Origin of the sequence: Acinetobacter sp. S4400-12 (genome assembly GCF_024129495.1) — a bacterium.
Lineage (GTDB): Bacteria > Pseudomonadota > Gammaproteobacteria > Pseudomonadales > Moraxellaceae > Acinetobacter > Acinetobacter lwoffii_C.
Genome location: NZ_JAMXYB010000002.1, coordinates 15,224 through 36,428, shown reverse-complemented (window position 1 = coordinate 36,428; position 21,205 = coordinate 15,224). Strand labels below are relative to the sequence as shown.

14 protein-coding genes and 3 tRNA genes are annotated in these 21,205 nt (G+C 46.5%); 10 read left to right on the top strand and 7 right to left on the bottom strand.

Annotated features, from left to right (window positions below; genetic code table 11):
- Positions 1 to 462: 462 nt before the first annotated feature.
- The 5 genes from dmpG to NI461_RS01675 form a co-directional block, all read right to left on the bottom strand.
- The gene (gene dmpG / locus NI461_RS01695) at positions 463 to 1,482 is read right to left on the bottom strand and encodes a 4-hydroxy-2-oxovalerate aldolase (protein ID WP_151207099.1); all 1,020 of its coding nucleotides are present in this window, start codon (positions 1,480 to 1,482) and stop codon (positions 463 to 465) included.
- Positions 1,483 to 1,493: 11 nt separating this feature from the next.
- On the bottom strand, positions 1,494 to 2,390 hold the full coding sequence (locus tag NI461_RS01690; RefSeq protein WP_253156321.1) for an acetaldehyde dehydrogenase (acetylating): 897 nt from the start codon (positions 2,388 to 2,390) through the stop codon (positions 1,494 to 1,496).
- A gap of 21 nt (positions 2,391 to 2,411) precedes the next feature.
- Positions 2,412 to 3,209, bottom strand: a complete 798-nt coding sequence (locus NI461_RS01685; protein WP_151205424.1) for a fumarylacetoacetate hydrolase family protein — start codon at positions 3,207 to 3,209, stop codon at positions 2,412 to 2,414.
- Between the two features lie 407 nt (positions 3,210 to 3,616).
- Positions 3,617 to 4,285, bottom strand: a complete 669-nt coding sequence (locus NI461_RS01680) for an HAD-IA family hydrolase (protein ID WP_151207102.1) — start codon at positions 4,283 to 4,285, stop codon at positions 3,617 to 3,619.
- A 330-nt stretch (positions 4,286 to 4,615) separates the two neighbouring features.
- Positions 4,616 to 5,584 (bottom strand): RluA family pseudouridine synthase, encoded by a 969-nt coding sequence (locus NI461_RS01675; RefSeq protein WP_253156319.1) that lies wholly within the window; start codon positions 5,582 to 5,584, stop codon positions 4,616 to 4,618.
- A 770-nt stretch (positions 5,585 to 6,354) separates the two neighbouring features.
- Here NI461_RS01675 and NI461_RS01670 point away from each other — a divergent pair.
- The 5 genes from NI461_RS01670 to NI461_RS01650 all read left to right on the top strand — a co-directional run bounded on the left by NI461_RS01670 (position 6,355) and on the right by NI461_RS01650 (position 12,374).
- On the top strand, positions 6,355 to 9,858 hold the full coding sequence (locus tag NI461_RS01670; protein ID WP_253156317.1) for an Rne/Rng family ribonuclease: 3,504 nt from the start codon (positions 6,355 to 6,357) through the stop codon (positions 9,856 to 9,858).
- A 175-nt stretch (positions 9,859 to 10,033) separates the two neighbouring features.
- On the top strand, positions 10,034 to 11,875 hold the full coding sequence (locus NI461_RS01665; RefSeq protein ID WP_253156316.1) for a long-chain-acyl-CoA synthetase: 1,842 nt from the start codon (positions 10,034 to 10,036) through the stop codon (positions 11,873 to 11,875).
- 192 nt (positions 11,876 to 12,067) lie between these two features.
- Positions 12,068 to 12,143: transfer RNA gene (locus tag NI461_RS01660), tRNA-Lys, on the top strand.
- Between the two features lie 23 nt (positions 12,144 to 12,166).
- A tRNA-Lys gene (locus NI461_RS01655) sits at positions 12,167 to 12,242 on the top strand.
- A gap of 56 nt (positions 12,243 to 12,298) precedes the next feature.
- A tRNA-Lys gene (locus NI461_RS01650) sits at positions 12,299 to 12,374 on the top strand.
- Between the two features lie 157 nt (positions 12,375 to 12,531).
- Here the strand turns inward: NI461_RS01650 and NI461_RS01645 are convergent.
- Complete coding sequence (locus NI461_RS01645; protein ID WP_227548235.1) at positions 12,532 to 13,110, bottom strand: hypothetical protein; 579 nt, start codon at positions 13,108 to 13,110, stop codon at positions 12,532 to 12,534.
- 350 nt (positions 13,111 to 13,460) lie between these two features.
- Between NI461_RS01645 and NI461_RS01640 the strand changes: the two genes are divergently transcribed.
- The 3 genes from NI461_RS01640 (at position 13,461) to NI461_RS01630 (ending at position 16,140) form a co-directional block, all read left to right on the top strand.
- On the top strand, positions 13,461 to 13,670 hold the full coding sequence (locus NI461_RS01640) for a PspC domain-containing protein (RefSeq protein ID WP_151205123.1): 210 nt from the start codon (positions 13,461 to 13,463) through the stop codon (positions 13,668 to 13,670).
- Positions 13,671 to 13,860: 190 nt separating this feature from the next.
- Positions 13,861 to 14,643, top strand: a complete 783-nt coding sequence (locus NI461_RS01635; protein WP_253156314.1) for a sulfite exporter TauE/SafE family protein — start codon at positions 13,861 to 13,863, stop codon at positions 14,641 to 14,643.
- Positions 14,644 to 14,730: 87 nt separating this feature from the next.
- Positions 14,731 to 16,140: a DASS family sodium-coupled anion symporter gene (locus NI461_RS01630; protein ID WP_253156312.1), complete on the top strand. Its 1,410-nt coding sequence runs from the start codon at positions 14,731 to 14,733 to the stop codon at positions 16,138 to 16,140.
- A 178-nt stretch (positions 16,141 to 16,318) separates the two neighbouring features.
- Here the strand turns inward: NI461_RS01630 and NI461_RS01625 are convergent, their stop codons facing one another.
- Positions 16,319 to 17,431, bottom strand: a complete 1,113-nt coding sequence (locus NI461_RS01625; RefSeq protein WP_253151571.1) for an HPP family protein — start codon at positions 17,429 to 17,431, stop codon at positions 16,319 to 16,321.
- 677 nt (positions 17,432 to 18,108) lie between these two features.
- Between NI461_RS01625 and glyQ the strand changes: the two genes are divergently transcribed.
- Both glyQ and glyS read left to right on the top strand, forming a co-directional pair.
- The gene (glyQ, locus tag NI461_RS01620) at positions 18,109 to 19,098 is read left to right on the top strand and encodes a glycine--tRNA ligase subunit alpha (protein ID WP_151205127.1); all 990 of its coding nucleotides are present in this window, start codon (positions 18,109 to 18,111) and stop codon (positions 19,096 to 19,098) included.
- Positions 19,098 to 21,167 (top strand): glycine--tRNA ligase subunit beta, encoded by a 2,070-nt coding sequence (gene glyS / locus NI461_RS01615; RefSeq protein ID WP_253156310.1) that lies wholly within the window; start codon positions 19,098 to 19,100, stop codon positions 21,165 to 21,167. The genes glyQ and glyS overlap by 1 nt, the downstream gene beginning before the upstream one ends.
- The last annotated feature ends 38 nt before the right edge of the window (positions 21,168 to 21,205 follow it).

The following is a 21,205-nucleotide window of genomic DNA, read 5'->3' as shown; positions in this document are numbered from 1 at the left end:
AAATAAAGCTAGGGCGCCATCATGCTGAACAATGGCCAGAAACGGAATCCGACCAGAGTATTAAGATTTAAGTCATGCACCCTATTTTTGTTTTTTCCTGACTCGCCCTCCGCTCAGGTTAAGAGCTTTAAACAATAAGATATTTTGCTCGATATTCGTGGGGTTTTTTCTAAACCCTTGTTCTGTCATTTATTTTTAACAAAATTTTAGTTTTTTAAATATAAAACAAGAAAATTAAGCGCTTTTAAGTTTAAATCCCCATATTAATTCTTCTAAGCAATTGATTATATTAATATACTTCAGCTATAAACCAATATGCTTTAGCTATAATTTAAATTTAAGCAAGTAACGCTTCTACTTCGCGCTCCTCTTCTTAAAATACAAAACGCCCGATGACCTACATCGGACGTTGATCTGAAAATAACTGCGCAGCGGTTTAAAGGCTAAACAGTTAAAAACACATTAAGCTTCGGCTTCTTTGGCTTTGGACATGGTCAATGCCAGATCTTCAATCATGTCTTCCTGACCACCGACTGTGCCACGGCGGCCCAGTTCCAGCAGAATTTCGCGTGCAGATACACCATATTTGGCTTCCGCACGTTTCGCAAACAACAGGAATGATGAGTAAACGCCTGCATAGCCCAGTGTTGCCGCATCGCGGTCTGCACGGATCGGGTTGTGCATCATTGGAATTACCAGATCTTCTGCCACGTCTTGTACTTTAAACAGGTCAACCCCGGTGTCCATCCCCATACGGTTGGCAACGGCAATGAACAGTTCAAGAGGTGTATTTCCTGCACCTGCGCCCAAACCGGCAGAGGCCAAATCGACACGCACTGCACCGGCATCCACCGCAGCAACCGTGTTTGCCACGCCCATGCCTAAGTTGTGGTGACCGTGGAAACCTAGTTCAATACTTGGATCAAGCGCATCACGCAAGCATGCAACGCGATCGGTTACATCCTGAGGAAGCATATAACCTGCAGAATCCGTTACATAGATACAGTTTGCACCATACGACACCATCTTCTTCGCTTCTTCAAGCAGTTGAGCCGGAGTTGCCATATGGGCCAGCATCAGGAAGCCTACAGTATCCATCTCCAGCTTACGCGCAGCCGTGATGTGCTGTTCAGAACAATCCGCTTCCGTACAGTGCGTTGCCACACGGATGGTTGATACACCAATCTCATGGGCCATTTTCAGATGGTCAACCGTCCCGATACCCGGCAAAAGCAATGCAGATACTTTGGCATTCTTCATGCGTGGCACTACAGCAGACAGGTATTCTTCATCTGTTGCCGCAGCAAAACCATAGTTTACTGATGAGCCACCCAGCCCGTCACCATGTGTCACCTCGATTAACGGTACGCCCGCCTCATCAAGTGCAGTTGAAATCGCAATCATCTGCTCGACAGTGGTTTGATGGCGCTGTGGATGCATACCATCACGCAAAGTCATATCATGAACAATAATCTTAGACATGTGGTTGCTCCTTAAGCCTGTTCTTTTGCAAATACGTGTTCAGCAAACATTTCTGCAGTACGTGCAGCCGCCGCAGTCATGATGTCCAGGTTACCCGCATATTTTGGCAAGAAGTCACCCAGACCTTCGACTTCCATGAAGATCGACACACGGTTGCCATCAAACACAGGACCATTGACCAGCTTGTAGCCCGGTACATATTTTTGGACTTCTTTGATCATGGCATGCACTGATTCAGTGATTGCCGCCTGATCCGGTTCACCTTTAACCAGACAATGCACGGTATCGCGCATCATCAATGGTGGTTCAGCCGGGTTAATGATAATGATCGCCTTGCCTTGTTTTGCACCACCGACTTTTTCGATTGCACCGGCAGTGGTACGGGTAAATTCGTCAATATTTTTACGTGTACCCGGACCTACCGACTTGGTGGATACGGTTGCAATAATCTCACCATATTCAACCGGTTGAACACGAGAAACTGCAGCAACCATAGGAATGGTTGCCTGACCACCACACGTTACCATGTTTACGTTCGGCACTTCGCCAGCAGCCAATAACGCTTCTAAGTTTACAGGCGGCACACAGAACGGACCAATCGCTGCAGGTGTCAAATCAATCATCAATACGCCCAGCTCATTCAGCTTGCGGCTGTTTTCAGCGTGAACGTATGCAGACGTTGCATCAAAGGCGATTTTGATGTCATCTTCCAGAACATGCGGCAGCAGACCGTCTACCCCTTCAGCCGTGGTTTTTAAGCCCATTTTCGCTGCACGTGCCAGACCTTCAGACGTTGGGTCAATGCCCACCATCCACACTGGCTCCAACCATTCGCTACGCTGTAATTTATAAAGCAAGTCCGTACCAATGTTGCCGGGACCGATCATTGCACATTTAATCTTTTTCATGAATGTACTCTCAATATTCCATTATTCAGCAGCAAAAGCAGCTGTTACTGAACCAAAGCCTTCAATCTCAACCTTGAACTCATCGCCGGGCTGAGCAACCACCATTGGGCCTAAAGCACCAGTCAGGATGATGTCACCTTTGAGCAATGGGCGACCACGGCGTACCATCTCATCTGCAAGCCAGACCGCTGCATTTAAAGGATTGGCCAAACATGCTTTACCCACCCCTTGTGAGACCACTTCAGCACCGCGAGTCATGACCATCTTGCAGTTCACCAGGTCAAGGTTGTCGAGTTTCACCGGGCGTGAACCCAAAACAAATGCTGCCGAGGAGGCATTATCTGCCACAGTATCAATCAGGCTGATTTTCCAGTTCTCGATACGGCTATCGACCACTTCAACTGCAGGAAGTGCATAATCAGTCGCGCTGATAATGTCTGCATAGGTGTGTTTTTCTTTGGTTAAATCTTCTTTGATCACCAATGCAATTTCCGCTTCAACTTTAGGCTGAATCAACAGACCGGCAGGAATTGCTTCACCATCGCCATAGGCCATGTCTGCAAACAACATGCCAAAGTCAGGCTGATCTACGCCGAGTTGTGTCTGAACCACTTTAGATGTCAACCCGATTTTACGACCCACCAGACGGCGGCCTTCAGACAACGCACGCGCTGTATTGATTTCTTGAACGGCATAGGCAATATCCACGTCCGCACTTTCACCACCAAGTTCAGGGCGAATCGGTGCGATCGCAGTTTGTGATAATTCAGCGCGACGAAGGGCGTGTGCAACTGATTCAACAACAGCAGAATTCGACATCAGTGTTTCCTTAAACTGCAAAAATGAAGTTTATGCCTACATCCAGACGAAGTCGTTCAGCAAGCTGGAAACGACCTGACAATGAGCTGGGATTGTCTGTCCTGAACGAGACATAAACATATACAATCTAAGAATCTGAAAATTAAGAGATGAATGCCAATAGTTATTTTATTTTTCGCTATAGCTATTAACTATTAATAAATCCAATATTATTTTAAATAAAACAGCGACTTAAGTTATAAATTTGACTAAATTCACAGCAAATTCATCAACATTGCTCGACGCTTAAATTGATCAAGTTTGCAGCTTTAGACTAAAAGATAAGAACATATCCGGCAGTTGAGTGCATTTACAGGCACTCTTTTCAAACCGAGTGCCTGCAAGTTTACCGATCTCAAGATAAGCGATTAAATCGCTTCTTTCCATTGAACTTTAGCCAATAAAAAGCTATTCAGGCTGCGAATATCATGCACGATGGTCAAGGGATTAAACTGTGCCAGCGTTTCAGGCGTATGCACGCCATAACTCACCCCCACACTCGGCATCGCAATCTTCTGTGCCATCTCCAGGTCATAGGAGGTATCTCCCACCATAATCGCCTCATGCGACGCCACACCAGTTTCAGACAGAATCTCAGCCAGCATCAGCGGATCAGGTTTGGAGCGGGTCTCACTGGCCGCGCGGGTAACCGCAAACAGCTCGACACTCTCGGTTTGCTTTAGGACCCGATCCAGCCCTTTACGGCTTTTTCCGGTCGCGACCGCCAGTTTTACGCCCTGCTCTGCCAGCTCTTGCAACATCTCCGCCACGCCTGCGAACCAGCAATCTCCAGTAGAGTTCGCCACATAATGTTCAGAATAAGCCTGTAAAATATCGCTATGTAATTCTGGCACTGTCGGAAACAGACGCTCGGCAACTTCAGGCAAACCCAGACCGATAATACTTTTGGCATCGGCATCGGTCAGCGGCTGATTAAACTGCCGGGCTGCAAACTGGAGACTTGCCACAATCTGGCCAACTGAATCGAATAAGGTGCCATCCCAATCAAAAATAACCAGTTTTACAGGTGAGTTCATATAAGGTCCTAATATTTGATTCAGTATCTTTAAGCCCTCTCCTTCTAGGAGAGGGTTTGGGAGAGGTTAGTTAAATTTAATTCACTACCACAATTAATGTCAGTGAGCAGCTGTTTTCGTATAGGTATTATCTACTTTTCAAGGATGAAAAGTAGCAAAAATCCTTTGTTACTCTGATGGCACGTCCTTGTACCACAGAGTAACGGCGACATCCATGTCGCCCTTCATTGATTTAGAAATTGTCTTGAATCATCTCTACCTTTAATAAAGAAGGGAATTTTCCTCACTCAAATAAAGCAAAATCAGGAAGACTCATTAAAAAGCTAAAGATTACTCTTCATCTTCGGCAAGTGTGACCAGCTTATCCGCCTTCTGCGCTCTGAGCTGCGCCACCAGACTTTGCATATCTTCAGGCAAGGGCGCCTCAACTGTCGGATAGCCTGGAATATCCAGACGCATAGCATGCAAGCACAAACGGCGTGGTTTAGGTCCCCTATATTCGGTTTCGTGACCATATTTTTCATCCCCCACCAAAGGATGACCAATACTCAAACCATGCACACGGATCTGGTGGGTACGCCCCGACAGCGGAGAGGCATAGACCAATGTGGCATGCATAAAACGCTCTTGCACATTCCACTGGGTTTTGGACTCTTTGCCTTCTTTAGACACCCGCACGCGACGTTCGCCATTTGGCAGCTCATAACGATACAAAGGGGCATCAATCAACTGCTTGTCCAGACTCACCTGGCCTTTGACCACCGCAGCATAGGTCTTGTGAATTTTATGTTCTCGCAGCAGGTCTTGCAGGGTTTTTAGCACGCTCCGTTTTTTCGAGATCATCACCAGGCCCGAAGTATCCCGGTCAATACGGTGAATCAGCTCCAGGTATTTTTTACCGGTTGCAGCACGTAACCCTTCAATCAGGCCATAGGCCACACCACTACCGCCATGTACGGCAATACCGGAAGGCTTGTTCACCACCATTAAGCCTTCATCTTCATAAATCACACGGGCCAACAGACCTTGAGCGACCTTGTCGGAGACGGGCGCTGCAGTTTCATCTTTCTGCTCATAACGGATCGGTGCTACACGAATTTGATCCCCAATCGAAAGTTTGGTTTCTGCCTTAATCCGTTTTTTATTCACACGAACCTGGCCTTCCCGAATCAAGCGATAGATACGGCTTTTGGGCACGCCTTTCAGACGACTAAACAGGAAATTATCGATTCGCTGACCATCCTGGTGTTCATCCACTTCAAACCAAGTGACACTTTGCCATTGTTGCGTAGAATTCATACAGTTACTGTGACCTGAAATTGACTTAAATTGAATAAAAAATGATCATTTAGATTATGCTTTACACAAGAAACATAAGCTTAGCCCATAGGCAGATGATGCAAGGTTTGATATAGTCAGCGCACGGAAACCATCGTTTGTGAATAAAAATTGAAGCATTTCAGATTTTTTTCTGAATTTGATTATTCAATTAAAGACTCACATGATACGGGAAGGTCCCCAAAGAATTATGCCGACGCCGAAGGCTTATTATATCGGCAAACAAAGCAAACTGTTGCGTTTAATTGTACCTCAGGTACATAAATCAGTTTGTCTGAAAAAATATGTCGCCAACCTAGTTGGTTTTTAAACGTAAACTGATACACATCAGATTAGTCGCACCCTGGAAACGACTTCAGGCTACAGTGTTTGATGCATTGGATCTGCACCGTTTGTAAAGATACGATGATAATTCCGTATCAAGACCCCCTATCTACAGAGAAGGGTTGATCTTCGAACAACGTGACAGTGAAAGTTACTCACATCCAATGCACCGCTCGTCCGCCAGTGAAGCGTTCAGGTGACTTTAATCATTTAAAGATTGAAGCCGTATTGTCATCCTCAATACGTGAATCAAAGCCGAAGCTGATCTATACAGGTAGCAGCCGGTAAAAAAAGACTCAGACCACAATGTCTTTACATTTAGTATCTGGGCCGTTGATCCGTGATGTGTGATGTTCGCTACGTGTCTAGCGATTTTTTGCTGTGTATCACTATAAGGTGTTACACCCATGAAACGTATGTTGATTAATGCAACACATGCCGAGGAAATTCGCGTTGCACTTGTCACTGGTCAGCGTCTTTACGATTTCGACTTAGAAAACCGTACCCGTGAACAAAAAAAATCTAATATCTACAAAGGTCACGTGACTCGCGTTGAACCTTCTTTAGAAGCTGTATTCGTTGAATACGGTGCAGGTCGCCAAGGCTTCCTGTCGATGCGTGAAATCGCCAATTCTTATTACAAAGCCGATCCTCGCCAAACGTCAAATATCCGCGAACTGATCACTGAAGGCACCGAACTTCTGGTTCAGGTGGAAAAAGAAGAACGTGGCAATAAAGGCGCGGCCCTTTCTACGTTTATTTCACTGGCTGGTCGTTATCTGGTGCTGATGCCAAATAACCCGAAAGGTGGCGGTATCAGCCGTCAGATTTCAGGTGCAGTACGTGAAGAACTTAAAGAAATGCTGGCCTCCCTGAACGTACCGCGTGGTATGAGTGTGATTGTTCGTACTGCCGGTATTGGCCGTTCTCAGGAAGAGTTACAACTTGATCTGCAACACTTGATGGATCTTTGGGCTCAAATCCAGAGCACAGCCAATTCTGGTCCATCCCCAATGCTGGTGCACCAAGAAGCTGGTGTCGTAACCCGTGCCATTCGTGACTATTTACGTGATGATGTTGCTGAAATCCTGATTGACTCAGAGCAGGCCTATAACGAAGCTTATAATTTTGTAAAAGCCGTCATGCCGCGTCAAATTGACAAGCTGAAAACCTATACCTTAAATGAGCCTTTATTTGCCCATTTCGGTGTTGAAAGCCAAATTCAGACCGCTTATGAGCGTGAAGTCAAACTTCCGTCTGGTGGTTCAATCGTGATTGACCAGACTGAAGCCCTGGTGTCAATTGACATCAACTCGGCAAAGTCGACCCGTGGTCAGGACGTTGAAGACACCGCACTCAACACCAACCTGGAAGCCGCTGAAGAAATCGCACGTCAATTACGTTTACGTGATATTGGCGGTTTAGTCGTGATCGACTTTATCGACATGACCAAAGACCGCAACCAGCGTATGGTCGAAGCCAAACTGCGCGAAGCGACCCAAAGTGACCGCGCACGTATCCAGTTCGGTCAATTATCCCGTTTCGGCCTGATGGAAATGAGCCGTCAGCGTTTACGTCCGTCTTTGGAAGAAGCGACTGGCTATGTTTGCCCTCGCTGTCATGGCACAGGTATGGTACGTGATTTACGCTCACTTTCCCTGTCGATCATGCGTAAAGTCGAAGAAATTGCCCTACGTGAACGTCATGGTGAAGTACAGGTTGAAGTTCCGGTTGAAATCGCGGCCTTCATGCTGAATGAAAAGCGTCACAGCCTAGTTTATCTGGAACAAACCTCCAATGTACGGGTGACTGTGCTGCCGCACCCGCACTTGGAAACTCCGCATTATGAAATCACGTATAATGCTGAAGGCTTTGCGCCGACCAGCTATGAGCGTACAGAAGCCACTCGTTCAAGTGAGAAAGAGTTAGGTTATGAGTCTTCTGAATGGCATCTAGAAGAAGAACAGCATGCACAACATGCTGCACCAGCGCCTGCACAGCCACAACAAAACAACGGCCGCAATCACAATAAACGTCGTAATCAGCAAAACCAGCCGGCTCAACCGCAAGTTGCACAGCAGGCCCCTGTTCAGGCAGCAGCTCCTGTAGCATCAAGCAGCCCATGTGCATGGTTAGAAAACCTGTTTGTACAAAAACAGGCGGCCACTGTAGATCAGTCCCGTACAGCAAATAATGCTGCTGCCGCAATTGAGCAAATGGTAAATGGCGGTGCGGTTAGCCGTGGTCAGTTTGGCCGGGTCAATGCAGCAGCTCCGGCGCAACCAGTAGCCAGCGTGGCACCAGCAACATCAAGTAATGTGTATCTTGCGCCTTCTACCGTGGCACACAAGCAAGAGCCTGAGCCGACTGAAAAACTGGTAGAGCGTGAAGAAAAATCACAGCGTCCGCATAAAAAGCAGCGCCCTAGCCGTCATAAAGACACACGTGAACACACTCAGTCTGAAAGCTCTCCTGTATCGACATCTCACGCCAACACCTCTCATCAGGTGGTGGAAGAAGTAGTTCAGGTATCACGTCAAGAGCAACGTCAAGAAGCACGTGAACATAAACGTCATTCTCGCCGTCAGCATCATAACGACACCGCACAGAGCCATGATGCTCAGAACAATGAGCAGCAACAGAGTGTGCCACGTCGTGACCGCCGCAACCAGCAACGTCCGGAACGCCCGAATCGTCACCGCGATCCAAGCGTGCTGAATGAACCAGCAGTGGAAACACCGGTAGTGCCTGAAGCAGCAGCTATCAACCAGAAACAGCCTCAGGTTGAGATGATAGATGCACCGCGTCAGGACATTATGCCGACAGCTATGGTGGTGAATATTGATCAGGCAAGCAGTGAAATTGTCGCATTAAACGGCACAGTAGCACCGGTTGCAGCACCAGCTCCTGAAGTGACTGCGCCAGCTGATGCACCTGTAGAGGCTCCACCGGCTGAAGAGTTGTTGGCTGAGGTGAAGACAGCTGAAGCAGAAGAACCGCAAGTCAAAGCTGAAGCTCAGTCGACCAAGCCACGTGCCAGCAATGATCCGCGTCAGCGCCGTCGTCAACAGCGTGAAGGTCGATCTCAACAGGCGAAAACACCACAATTGACTGCGTCGCAAATTCCGACTCTGGGTCAGTTTACGGTGGGCAGCCTGATTCGCCATGTATATGGTGAAGACTGTTCTGTGCTGATTGAACAGTTTGGTCTATTACCCACCTTTAACCGTGCCTTGCTGAAGTTTACGCAGGAATATAATGCGACTGTAGCCAAAGCAGCAGCGCCTGAGCCTGAGAAAAAGCCTGTCACCCGGGATGTAGAAGTTGCCAAGGCACAGCCTGAAGCAGAGCCTGCACCAGTTCTGGATTTAACACCGCCAGCGCCTACGCCAACCGCGCGTGTAGCCAATGACCCGCGAGAGCGCCGTCGTTTAGCTAAACTTGCAGCAGAGCAAGCCTTACAGCAGGCGAAGCAGCAAGCTCAGGCCGGGTCGGCAAAAAAACTGGCTGATGCACCTGTTGAAGAGGCTGAGGCAGTAAAAGCAGAGCAAGCTGAAGTGACCAGCACTGAGACAGTTCAGGCCGATGTGGCGAAAGCGCCAACAAGTGCGACCGTAACTGCTGAAGTCCCGGAAAACACAGCAGTCGAGTCAGTGCCCGAAGAAGCCGTAACAGCTGAAGAAGTGACGGACACGCCAGCAGCTGTAGAAGTGGCCGAAGTCAGCGAAGCTCGTGAAGAAAAGCCTCAAGCTGAACAGAAAGCCCCTATCACTGAAGCTGCGGATTCACCTGCCGCAGATCAAACAGCGACTGAAGCAGCAGAGGCGGAGAAAGCCGACAAGCAGGCTGCTCGTCCACGCCGTCCACGTGGCCGTCCACCTAAAAAAGCAAATCCTGCAACGGAGTCATAATTCGCCCAATTGTAGGAAGATAAAAAAACCTAGTCATTTCGGTGACTAGGTTTTTTTTGCTAAATTTAGTCAGAATAGGTTGATTGCACTAGACTTTAAACGTTAAAAGATAAGAGTTAAGCGTTTATTGCATATAAATCACATGTAGTGGATACGAAAAATAAATAGGAAGATCATGAGCCAGATGAACCAACCCGATCTGATTGGTATTGCAGATGTCGCAGCCAAAATTCCAGCTTTTTTAAATAAAATACCCAACCTGCTGCATGGACTAAAACAGGCTTATTTACGTACTCCCAATACCCCAACCGGTCTAGGTATGGCTTTTGAGAAAGCGGTCCTGCGTAATCCGGACGGAAACGCCTTACTGTTTGAAGAACAGCGTTATAGCTATGCGCATTTAAATGCCTGGGCCAATCAGATTGCTCATTGCTATCTTTCCTTAGGGGCACGAAAAGGCGATGTGGTGGCGGTCATAATCGAAAACCGCCCCGAACTCATCGCGACGGTTATTGGTCTGGCAAAAATTGGCGTGACCATTGCCCTGCTCAATACCTCACAGGTTGGCAAAGTCCTTGCGCATAGCATCAACCTGGTCAAGCCGTTTGCTGTGATTGCCGGGGAAGAGTGCCGTGTCGCAATTGATGAAATCCGGCATGAACTGGCTCTTGCTGCGGGTCACTTCCACTGGTTTGCAGACCAAGATACACAAACAGATGCTGGGCAGGCACCCGAAGGCTTTGTCAATCTAGCAGAAAAAATTGACCTGTTCCCGAAATTCAACCCGTCTACCACCGGCTCAGTGCAGGGCAAAGACGGTCTGTTCTATATTTATACTTCGGGAACCACCGGTTTGCCGAAAGCTGTTATCTTTAGCAATGGACGCTGGACACTGGCCTATGGTACCTATGGTCATGTACTGAACCTGAATCAAGAGGATGTGATGTATTGCACCCTGCCACTTTATCATGCCACGGGGATGGTCGTGTGCTGGTGTGGCGTGATTGCAGGAAGCAGCGCACTGGCCATTCGGCGTAAATTCTCGACTTCCTCATTTTGGAAAGATGTCAAAAAATTTGATGCATCCGCAATTGGATATGTCGGCGAATTATGCCGTTATCTGATGGATGCACCGCCTTCGGAGCAGGAACACGGCCACCGGGTCACCAAAATGATTGGCAACGGCATGCGCCCGAATATCTGGGACAAGTTCAAGGCACGTTTTGGGATTAAAGAAGTTCTAGAGCTATATGCCTCCAGCGAAGGCAATGTCGGCTTTAGTAATGTGTTTAATTTTGACAATACGGTCGGCTTTTCGCCCACGCCCTATGCAATTATCGAATTTGATAAAGAGAGAAATGAACCAGTCCGGGATACCAAGGGTCACTGCAAACGGGTAAAAAAAGGTGAAACTGGCCTGTTAATTGGCAAGATTACCCGTCGTTCGCCTTTTGATGGCTATACCGATCCGGAAAAAAACAAGTCCGTGATTATGACCGACGTTTTCACTAAGGGAGATGCCTATTTCAATACCGGTGATCTGGTGCGTGATATCGGCTTTCGGCATGCCCAGTTTGTAGACCGTCTCGGTGACACTTTCCGCTGGAAAGGCGAAAATGTCTCGACTACTGAAGTCGAAAACATGCTGACCGAATATGACAAGATCGTTGAAGCAGTGGTCTATGGCGTGGAAATTCCCAATACCAATGGCCGTGCCGGCATGGCTGCCATTACCCTGCAGCCAGGCAGTGAACTGAACGAACAGGATCTGAAACAGATGGTGAGCATCTTTAAGCAATGCTTGCCTGCTTATGCAATTCCGGTGTTCTTGCGTATCCAGCAGCAAGTGGAAACTACGGGTACCTTTAAATACCAGAAAAACCAGCTTAAAGAACAGGCGTTTGATCCTCAAAAAACTGATGAACGCTTGCTGGTTTTGCTTCCGAATGCGACAGAATATTGCGAATTGACTCAGGAAATATTCAACAATATTCAAGCCTATCAATACCGTTTTTAGTTTCAAAGCGTATTTTTTAAAGAGATTGAGTGAATTTGTTGCATTTATAAACAAACATCAACAAGTTTGCTAATTTTTACTTGCGCTCAGTTGATAACTTGCTACAATACGCTCCATCAAAACGGAAGTGGTGTTGAGGAAATCTCTTTTTCTTGCACTGCACATTCAGACCAAGTTTGAGTGTTGGTTCAGGGGTCGTTAGCTCAGTCGGTAGAGCAGCGGACTTTTAATCCGTTGGTCCCGCGTTCGAATCGCGGACGACCCACCACTTATTTTGATGTACCTAGAGATGGGTCGTTAGCTCAGTCGGTAGAGCAGCGGACTTTTAATCCGTTGGTCCCGCGTTCGAATCGCGGACGACCCACCATCTTTTAAAGGCTTCTGATACGAAGCTCTTTTCGCTTTTAAAGCAATATCTTGAATGGGTCGTTAGCTCAGTCGGTAGAGCAGCGGACTTTTAATCCGTTGGTCCCGCGTTCGAATCGCGGACGACCCACCATTCTTCTTCCCAGAATAATTTTCTATTGATCAACCGATTATTCCGGTTTAGCGTATAACGCTTATCTTATTAATTTTTATAAGTATATTCTAAGTTCGAACAAGCTAATCCGTTTTTTACCCTTCGATGCCCATGACATTATTCAAGGTCTGATCGCTTATTGCGGTGGGAAATTATCTTTTTTGCTCAAGACATACGCTTTAGAGGGTGCCGGATAGCCACGCTCAAATAACTCCTGATTGATGGTTTCTTTTTCACTGTGAATTTTTTCCAGATTCATCACCAGCTGATTGCTGTTTTTAATAATGTAATAAAAGCTGGCACCTTCTTTACGCTGGATAATCAGCTCGGTACGTTCCGGATTCACAATCCAGCGATCTTTACGATAGGTGATATTGCCATCATCGGAGTTCTTTGAATTATCAATAAAAATTTTACCATGCTGCACAATACTGCGATGCACTGTACCATCTGCTAATAAAGTCAGAATAAATTCAGCTGTTCCCTCGAGACAAGGTACAAAACGGCCATCACACTGAATTTTAGCGCAATAGCGTCCTACAAAATCCTGAGCATATTCAGGTACAGGCTGAGACTCCCCGGCTGTTTCGGCCCGAAAATTGGTCTGGGAAGCGATCTGGGTCAAGGACTTGGCGACCACCGGCTCTGTAGGCACGGTATTGGCCGCCGTTATGCTGATCCCACTGGCCTGTTCCGATCCACCAATTTCCTGCATAGGCTGAACCTGATGACGATCACAGGCCAACAACCCCGCTATACCAGCGAATACCAGACCCAGCCGGCTCAAAGTATTGAATGCATAAACTGACACAATTGATTTCATCTTTTCACGCACCGCAATAGGGCTATATATGCCATAAGGCTTATAAGAGTTGTATAAATTTTTGACATAAATCAATGAATTTTTCATTATGTTAGAGGCTGGAGCCTAAATAATTAATCTTTATTAACATTACTTAACGAATTAATCGGGAGGATACGCTTTAAAATTTGCAAAAAAGCTCCATCTTTTAATTCATGAATCATTTTGTAAAGATTCAAGCTTATTTTTTTCAGGAGATATGTATGACCAATGTTGGTTTATATCGCTCGAACCGCTCCAATATGATTGCAGGTGTCATGGGCGGTATTGCTGAACGTTTTGGTTGGAACGTCACCCTATTACGTCTTATTTTTGTTTTGCTATCGGTGATGAGCGCGGCCTTTCCGGGTATTTTGGTTTATCTGGTCTTATGGCTGGTGATTCCAAAAAAGAACCTGATGCTGGAAGAATAACCCTTATTTTCCTTTAACTTTTCACCAAGATTGAATGTGGTGAACTTTTATACCGCAATAATTCCCCCAAATTATTGCGGTTTTTTTATTGATTTTTCTTTCTATTTTTTAAAGCCGATCTCAAGCTGGCTATTTACCCTACCGCAGATTCGCTATAACTTAGTCATGTATTTCTAGAAATGGATATTCAATGACGCAGGCAGAATGGATCATCTTATGTCTTTGTGCATTTGCCGCGCTGTTACACGGATTAAGCGGCTTTGGCTTTCCAATGATGAGTACGGCGTTACTCTCGACACAATACTCCTTAAGTCTGGCCATCGCTCTGGTCATTCTGCCCTGCCTGCTGCTTAACCTGATCTTACTCAAAGCCGATCCCTCCCGGGGGATGCTCGCAAGCATCGCTTATCATTTTAAAAAATACTGGCCACTGATTCTGAGCAGCCTGTTGGGCAGCCTGCTCGGTGTAAAATTACTGCTTTGGCTGAATGAGGGCTATCTTAAATTATTGCTCGGCGCAGTGATCCTGTTTTATGTACTAGACCAGCTGCGCCACCAACCTTTTCAGGTCAGCCCCACTGTATGGAGCATGCTCGGGTTCGGTCTGCTGGCAGGGACAATTGGCGGGGCCACCAATGCCATGGCCCCTTTTTTAATGATGTATCTGCTGAGCTGCAAGATTTCTACCCCTGAAGTCGTGATGGTCAGCAACCTGAATTTTATTGTCAGCAAACTGGTGCAGCTCTGTGTGCTCTTCCCTCTTCTGCTACAGCTCAATCCCCAACAGCAGTATATTTTAGTCTGGATCACAGCATTTGCGCTGGCCGGCGTCTGGATAGGCGGAAAGATTCGCCATCGGCTATCACCACAACATTTTAGATCTCTGGTCTTAGGACTGCTGCTGATCTTTGCCCTGCATGCACTCTGGCAAAGTACTGCACTATTACAACATTCTGCGCTACTCATTAAGTAGTATATTTTTCAGGACAATATCCATTACATTAGATCAATAATAACCAGGACAAATTCTTTCAAATAAAATGTGGAGTAAGGAGATTGTATGAGTGTTAATTTAACCACCCCGACCAATGTCATGCCCAAAGGAAGCCGTAAGGGTTGGATTCTGATTATTCTTTCCACCCTGATTGCCTATGGTCTGTATAACATTTTGCCCTATGATGAAAATGCCAATAAGGGCTTAGCCCTATTAATCTTTATTGGTATTTTATGGCTGACCGAAGCCTTACATATTACGATTACTGCACTACTGGTTCCCGTGCTGGCGGTACTGCTGGGCATGCCCATGGCCTCGGGTGAGGAACTGGTTCCCATCACAACTCAGGCAGCATTGGCCACGTTTGCTGATCCGGTAATTTTCCTGTTCTTCGGCGGTTTTGCTTTGGCAACGGCGCTGCATATCCAGAAACTCGACAAGAAAATTGCTATGTGGATTATTTCACTCTCCGGTGGGCATCTTGGCGTCTCGGTGCTCGCAATTTTTATCGTTACCGCCTTGCTTTCCATGTGGATTTCCAATACTGCCACCGCAGCAATGATGTTACCGCTGGCACTGGGCTTACTTGCACATCTGGATGTGCAGCATGAACGCAAAACCTTTGTTTTTATTATGCTCGGGATTGCCTATTCCGCCAGTATCGGCGGTCTTGGCACCATGGTTGGCTCACCGCCCAATGCGATTGCGGCCAAGGCGCTCGACTATGATTTTGCCGACTGGATGAAAATCGGTTTACCGATGATGCTGATTATCCTACCTGCCATGCTGGTCAGTCTGTATCTGGTGCTGCGTCCCAAACTGAATCATAAGGTCCAGTTTATCACTGAAGATATTCCCTGGACCGGCACCCGTATCGCCACCATGATTCTGTTCCTATGTACTGCAACCGCCTGGATTTTCAGCAAGAAGCTGACGGAAAATTTCGGGATCAGCCAGCCCGATACCTGGATTGCCATTTTAGCAGCTTGTATGGTGGTCATTCTGGGCACCGCGACATGGAAACAGATTTCAGAAAATACCGACTGGGGCGTGCTCTATCTGTTCGGTGGTGGCCTAACATTAAGTGCCGTTCTGAAAGATTCAGGCAGTTCACTGGTGCTGGGTCAGACTCTGGCCAATGCCTTTGGGGATGCCTCTCCACTACTGATTATTTTCGTGGTAGCAACCTTCATTATTTTCCTGACCGAATTTACCAGTAATACAGCCTCTGCCGCACTTCTGGTTCCGGTCTTTGCCGCCATTGCTGCCCAAATGGGTATGCCTAAAGAAATTCTGGTGATTGTAATTGGTATCGGTGCTTCCTGTGCCTTCATGCTACCTGTGGCAACGCCGCCAAATGCGATTGTGTTTGGTACTGGTCATATTCAGCAAAGTGAAATGATGAAAGTAGGCTTTGTCCTGAACATCATGTGTATTTTCCTGATTTCCCTATTTATTTACTGGTTCTTTATTTAATTTATCTTTTCAAATATAGACCAAAGCACACTCCGGTGTGCTTTTTTATGGACGTCTCCAAATTGTTCTAGTCTGCAAAAAGAGAAGCCCTGTTTTTTTCTCTCAAATTCTATAAAACTGGCTGATAAGCAGACTCAATAAAATACAGGCCTCATCCCTGCTATAGACAATTGAGTGTCTAAGCTTTCATTTTAAAATGGTTCAGTTCCTGATTTAAGGCGGCAATAATATCGGCCCGGCTAATAATCCCCACCAGCTGCTGCTCACTTACCACTGGAATATAATTAAAAGAACGTTCAACAAAATAAGGCACCAGATCCTGAATCGGTTGCAAGGGCTGCACTGTCACCACCTTACGGGTCATAATGTGTTTGACCGGATGTTCCCAGCTGCTGCGAAGATCACCGGCATGCTTCAACCATTCCACCACCTCATACATCGCCAGGGTTCCGACCAGTTTTTCATTGGCATTGACCACTGGCAGGCTCATCAGGTTCATCTGCTTAAACTTGTCCAGAGCATGCTGAATATTATCTGTTTCATGCAATGTGACCACGTCCTTGGTCATAATATCCTGACAGCTGAACTGGGTGACTGCACGCGCATTGGCCAGGTCTTGTGCCTCTAAAATAATCTTTTGCAAATCATATTCACTAATGTCCAGCAGCTCGGTCTGATGGTCCAGCACGTCCTGAATATCTTGCGGCCGAATCGTCACTTTCTGGGTCGGCGTTGGGTCTTTGGAACGAGTATTCAGCTGGGCCTGTTGCTGTGGATAACGCTTGCCAATCATCCGGTTAAAAATAATTGCAATCACCATCAACAAGACCGAATTGAGCAGTACCGGGTAAAAAACAAAGGCATAGCCCAATTCATGTACCGCACTACCGCCCAGTACTGCCGTAATAGCCACCGCACCACTGGGTGGATGCAGGGAATCCGTGGTCATCATCAGGATAATTGCTAGAGCCACTGCCAGACTAAAGGCTTCGGTCGGATTGGCAATATACAAGGCACAGGTCACACCGATCACCGCAGCAATGGTATTTCCCACCATAATGTTCCAGGGCTGTGCCAGGGGACTGGCTGGAACAGCAAAAAGTAGGACCGAAGACGCACCCATCGGAGCAATATACCAAGCCTCAAAGTCTCCCAGTATCCAGTAACTCAGCAGGGAGGATACTCCAAGACCCAGCAATGCACCGATTCCACATAACAAACGATCTTTAAAAGGAAGAACTTTAAAATTGGGTTTTAAGGTATTAAGCCATTCGAGATTTGAGTGAAACACGCTTTGCCTGGTCTGATTTTTTTACAAATTTTGCGTATTATAAAACCAAGTGTTATTGAAGATGTATTCATTTTATATCTTTTCTAAATTGATTTTTTTACTGATACCACAATGCTTAAAATAAAATCAATAAATATCAGTAACTTAAAATCATATCAAATACAATTAACGCTTAAAAAGTTTCACCATTCTTTTCTATTCCACTCAGCAACTATTATCTCAAGCTGAAGTGATCCATCTTTTAGCTCAAGTAAAAGACCTCACTATCTGCCTGCCTGTGCCGGATCTCACTGAAAAAATTATGCGTTTTTGTCAGATAAAGGCTGAAGAACAGCTACTCGTCATAGTGGGAATGGAGGACAGGTTCAAAGAGTCAATCACGATCACTCATGTAGAATTACAGAATTTTCATTGTCTTGTACTGAGATTTACACAAAGATTTAGCTTAATGTATGAACCAAAAATTAATATCTTTTTAGAACCTTTTGATGATAAAACGCTGTTGGATTTTACCTGGATGTTTAGCGATTTGGCTAAAAAACCATCCCAACTGTGCATTTGAAATCAGGCAGCGCATAAAAGATTTAAAAACAGGGATCAGAGCTTAAACCTTTGCCACACTCCGGCAAAGTCCTTATAATTGAGCACAATTTTTCTCTAATTTTAAGTGGATGACCATGAGTCGCGCCATATCGCATATTGATACTTTCCAAGGCTTAATTCTTGCCTTACAAAACTACTGGGCGGAGCAAGGCTGCGTCGTGTTACAACCTTACGACATGGAAATGGGTGCAGGGACATTCCACACTGCAACCTTCCTGCGTGCGCTGGGTCCTGAAACCTGGAACGCGGCCTATGTACAGCCTTCACGCCGTCCCAAAGATGGCCGTTATGGTGAAAACCCGAACCGTTTGCAACACTACTACCAGTTCCAGGTGGTACTAAAACCCAACCCGGACAACATCCAGCAGCTTTATCTGGATTCTTTAAAAGCGATTGGTATTGATCCTTTGGTACACGACATCCGTTTCGTGGAAGACAACTGGGAATCGCCGACACTGGGCGCATGGGGCTTAGGCTGGGAAGTTTGGCTCAACGGTATGGAAGTGACGCAGTTCACGTACTTCCAGCAAGTCGGTGGTGTTGAATGCTACCCGGTTACTGGTGAAATCACCTATGGTCTGGAACGTCTGGCCATGTATTTACAAGGAGTAGATTCGGTTTACGACCTGGTCTGGACCAAAGGCCAGTTCGGTACAGTGACTTATGGCGATGTATTCCATCAAAATGAAGTAGAGCAATCGACTTATAACTTTGAATATGCCCCGATCGAGAAGATGCTCGATCTGTTCGACTTTTATGAAGCTGAAGCATCGCGCCTGATTGAAGCTGAACTACCATTGCCTGCTTATGAACAAGTCATCAAGGCATCTCATTGCTTTAACTTGCTCGATGCACGCGGCGCAATCTCGGTGACTGAGCGTCAGCGCTATATTTTACGTGTACGCACGCTTGCACGTTCTATCGCACAAAGTTATGTTGCTGCACGTGCCAAACTGGGCTTCCCAATGGCTGAACCGCATCTGCGTGATGAAGTCTTGGCACAATTAAAAGCCCAAGTGGAAGCAGAAGCAGCCCAAGCAGAAAAATCAGCGGAGAACAAATAATGTCTAAACATACCATTTTATTTGAACTTGGCTGTGAAGAACTTCCACCCAAAAGCCTGAAAAAATTACGTGATGCGCTGCAAGCAGAAACCGTAAAAGGCTTAAACGATGCTGGACTGGCTTTTGATTCTATCGAAGCATACGCAGCGCCCCGTCGTCTGGCTTTAAAAATTGTCAATGTTGACGCTGCGCAAGCCGATACGCAAAAACGTTTTGATGGTCCTGCTGTACAAGCGGCGTATGATGCAGAAGGCAAACCGACGAAAGCCCTAGAAGGCTTTATGCGTGGTCAAGGGATTAGCGTTGATCAGGTCTCTACTTTTCAGGCTGGTAAAGTTGAAAAAGTGTGCTACTACAAAGATGTCAAAGGTCAAAGCCTGGATGCACTATTACCGCAAATTCTACAAAATGCGCTGGACAACTTACCTATCGCTAAACGCATGCGCTCTGCGGCAAGCCGTACCGAGTTTGTACGTCCAGTGAAATGGGTGGTATTGCTCAAAGATGATCAAGTGATTGAAGCGACTATTCAGGACCACCAAGCCGGTAACCTGAGCTATGGTCACCGTTTCCATGCGCCTGAAGCGATTACTCTGGCCCATGCGGAAGAATATCTTCCGAAGTTAAAAGCAGCTTACGTTGTGGCGTCTTTTGAAGAGCGCCAAGCCATCATCGACCAGCAAGTCAAAGCACTGGCGGATGAAGTGAATGCGATTGCAATTGTACCAAGCGACCTTCGTGATGAAGTGACTGCGCTGGTTGAATGGCCGGTGGCTTTACGTGCCAGCTTTGAAGAGCGCTTCCTGACCGTGCCGCAAGAAGCGCTGATCACCACCATGCAGGACAACCAGAAGTACTTCTGTCTGGTAAATGCTGAAAATAAATTACAGCCTTACTTCATTACTGTATCGAATATCAAATCTAAAGATCCGGCCCAGATTATTGAAGGTAACGAGAAAGTTGTTCGTCCGCGTCTATCTGATGCTGAATTCTTCTTCCTGCAAGATCAGAAGCAGCCACTGGCTTCTCGTAAAGAGAAACTGGCCAATATGATCTTCCAGATAGAATTGGGGACGCTTTGGAACAAGTCTGAACGTATCGCTAAACTGGCTGTTGCACTGGCGCCCATTACCGGTGCAAATGCTGCTGATGCTGAAAAAGCCGCTCTGCTGGCAAAATGCGATTTGACCTCTGAGCTGGTGGGCGAATTCCCTGAACTTCAAGGGATTGCGGGTACTTACTACGCACGTCTTGAAAGCGAAAATGATGAAGTTGCAGAAGCTTTAGGTGAACAATATTTACCTAAATTTGCAGGTGACGTTTTACCGAAAACCAAAACCGGTACGACGATTGCCCTGGCGGATCGTTTAGATACCTTGACGGGGATTTTCGGTATTGGTCAGGCACCGACTGGCTCTAAAGACCCGTTTGCACTGCGTCGTTCTGCGATTGGTATCCTGCGTCTGGTGACTGAAAACGAGCTGGATGTTTCAATTGAAGAACTGATCAAACTGGCTTTGGCTGCCTACGGCGATGTACTGAAAGATCCGGCGAAGACTCTAGCCGATGCTGTTGCCTTCCTGGAAGGTCGTTACCGTGCCAAATATGAAGACAAAGGCGTTGCTGTTGATGTGATTCAAGCGGTTCAGGCGTTGACACCAAAATCCCCGCTGGATTTTGACAAGCGTGTCAATGCGGTTAATCACTTCCGTACATTGCCTGAAGCTGCTGCTCTAGCTGCTGCCAACAAACGTGTTGCGAATATTCTTGCCAAAGAAGCTGCACCTGAAGGTGCTGTGGTTGAAGCAAACCTGGTTGAAGATGCTGAAAAAGCATTATTCGCTGAACTTGCGAAAATCACACCAGTGGTTGAGCCGCTGTTTGCTTCTAAGGATTACACGGCTGCGTTGTCTGCATTGGCTGCCCTGCGTGCGCCAGTCGATGCATTCTTTGACGGTGTCATGGTCATGGCGGATGATGCTGAGCTAAAAGCAAACCGTTTACGTCTACTTGCTCAGCTACGTGATCTGTTTACCAAGGTGGCTGATATTTCGGTGTTACAGCACTAAGTTCTAAGCTATAAAAAACCCGCTTTAGAGCGGGTTTT

What these genes read in the sequence shown, in the direction of transcription:
- dmpG (WP_151207099.1), bottom strand. Translation starts at nt 1,482, where the DNA reads ATGTCTAAGATTATTGTTCATGATATGACTTTGCGTGATGGTATGCAT.
- NI461_RS01690 (WP_253156321.1), bottom strand. Translation starts at nt 2,390, where the DNA reads ATGAAAAAGATTAAATGTGCAATGATCGGTCCCGGCAACATTGGTACG.
- NI461_RS01685 (WP_151205424.1), bottom strand. Translation starts at nt 3,209, where the DNA reads ATGTCGAATTCTGCTGTTGTTGAATCAGTTGCACACGCCCTTCGTCGC.
- NI461_RS01680 (WP_151207102.1), bottom strand. Translation starts at nt 4,285, where the DNA reads ATGAACTCACCTGTAAAACTGGTTATTTTTGATTGGGATGGCACCTTA.
- NI461_RS01675 (WP_253156319.1), bottom strand. Translation starts at nt 5,584, where the DNA reads ATGAATTCTACGCAACAATGGCAAAGTGTCACTTGGTTTGAAGTGGAT.
- NI461_RS01670 (WP_253156317.1), top strand. Translation starts at nt 6,355, where the DNA reads ATGAAACGTATGTTGATTAATGCAACACATGCCGAGGAAATTCGCGTT.
- NI461_RS01665 (WP_253156316.1), top strand. Translation starts at nt 10,034, where the DNA reads ATGAGCCAGATGAACCAACCCGATCTGATTGGTATTGCAGATGTCGCA.
- NI461_RS01645 (WP_227548235.1), bottom strand. Translation starts at nt 13,110, where the DNA reads ATGCAGGAAATTGGTGGATCGGAACAGGCCAGTGGGATCAGCATAACG.
- NI461_RS01640 (WP_151205123.1), top strand. Translation starts at nt 13,461, where the DNA reads ATGACCAATGTTGGTTTATATCGCTCGAACCGCTCCAATATGATTGCA.
- NI461_RS01635 (WP_253156314.1), top strand. Translation starts at nt 13,861, where the DNA reads ATGACGCAGGCAGAATGGATCATCTTATGTCTTTGTGCATTTGCCGCG.
- NI461_RS01630 (WP_253156312.1), top strand. Translation starts at nt 14,731, where the DNA reads ATGAGTGTTAATTTAACCACCCCGACCAATGTCATGCCCAAAGGAAGC.
- glyQ (WP_151205127.1), top strand. Translation starts at nt 18,109, where the DNA reads ATGAGTCGCGCCATATCGCATATTGATACTTTCCAAGGCTTAATTCTT.
- glyS (WP_253156310.1), top strand. Translation starts at nt 19,098, where the DNA reads ATGTCTAAACATACCATTTTATTTGAACTTGGCTGTGAAGAACTTCCA.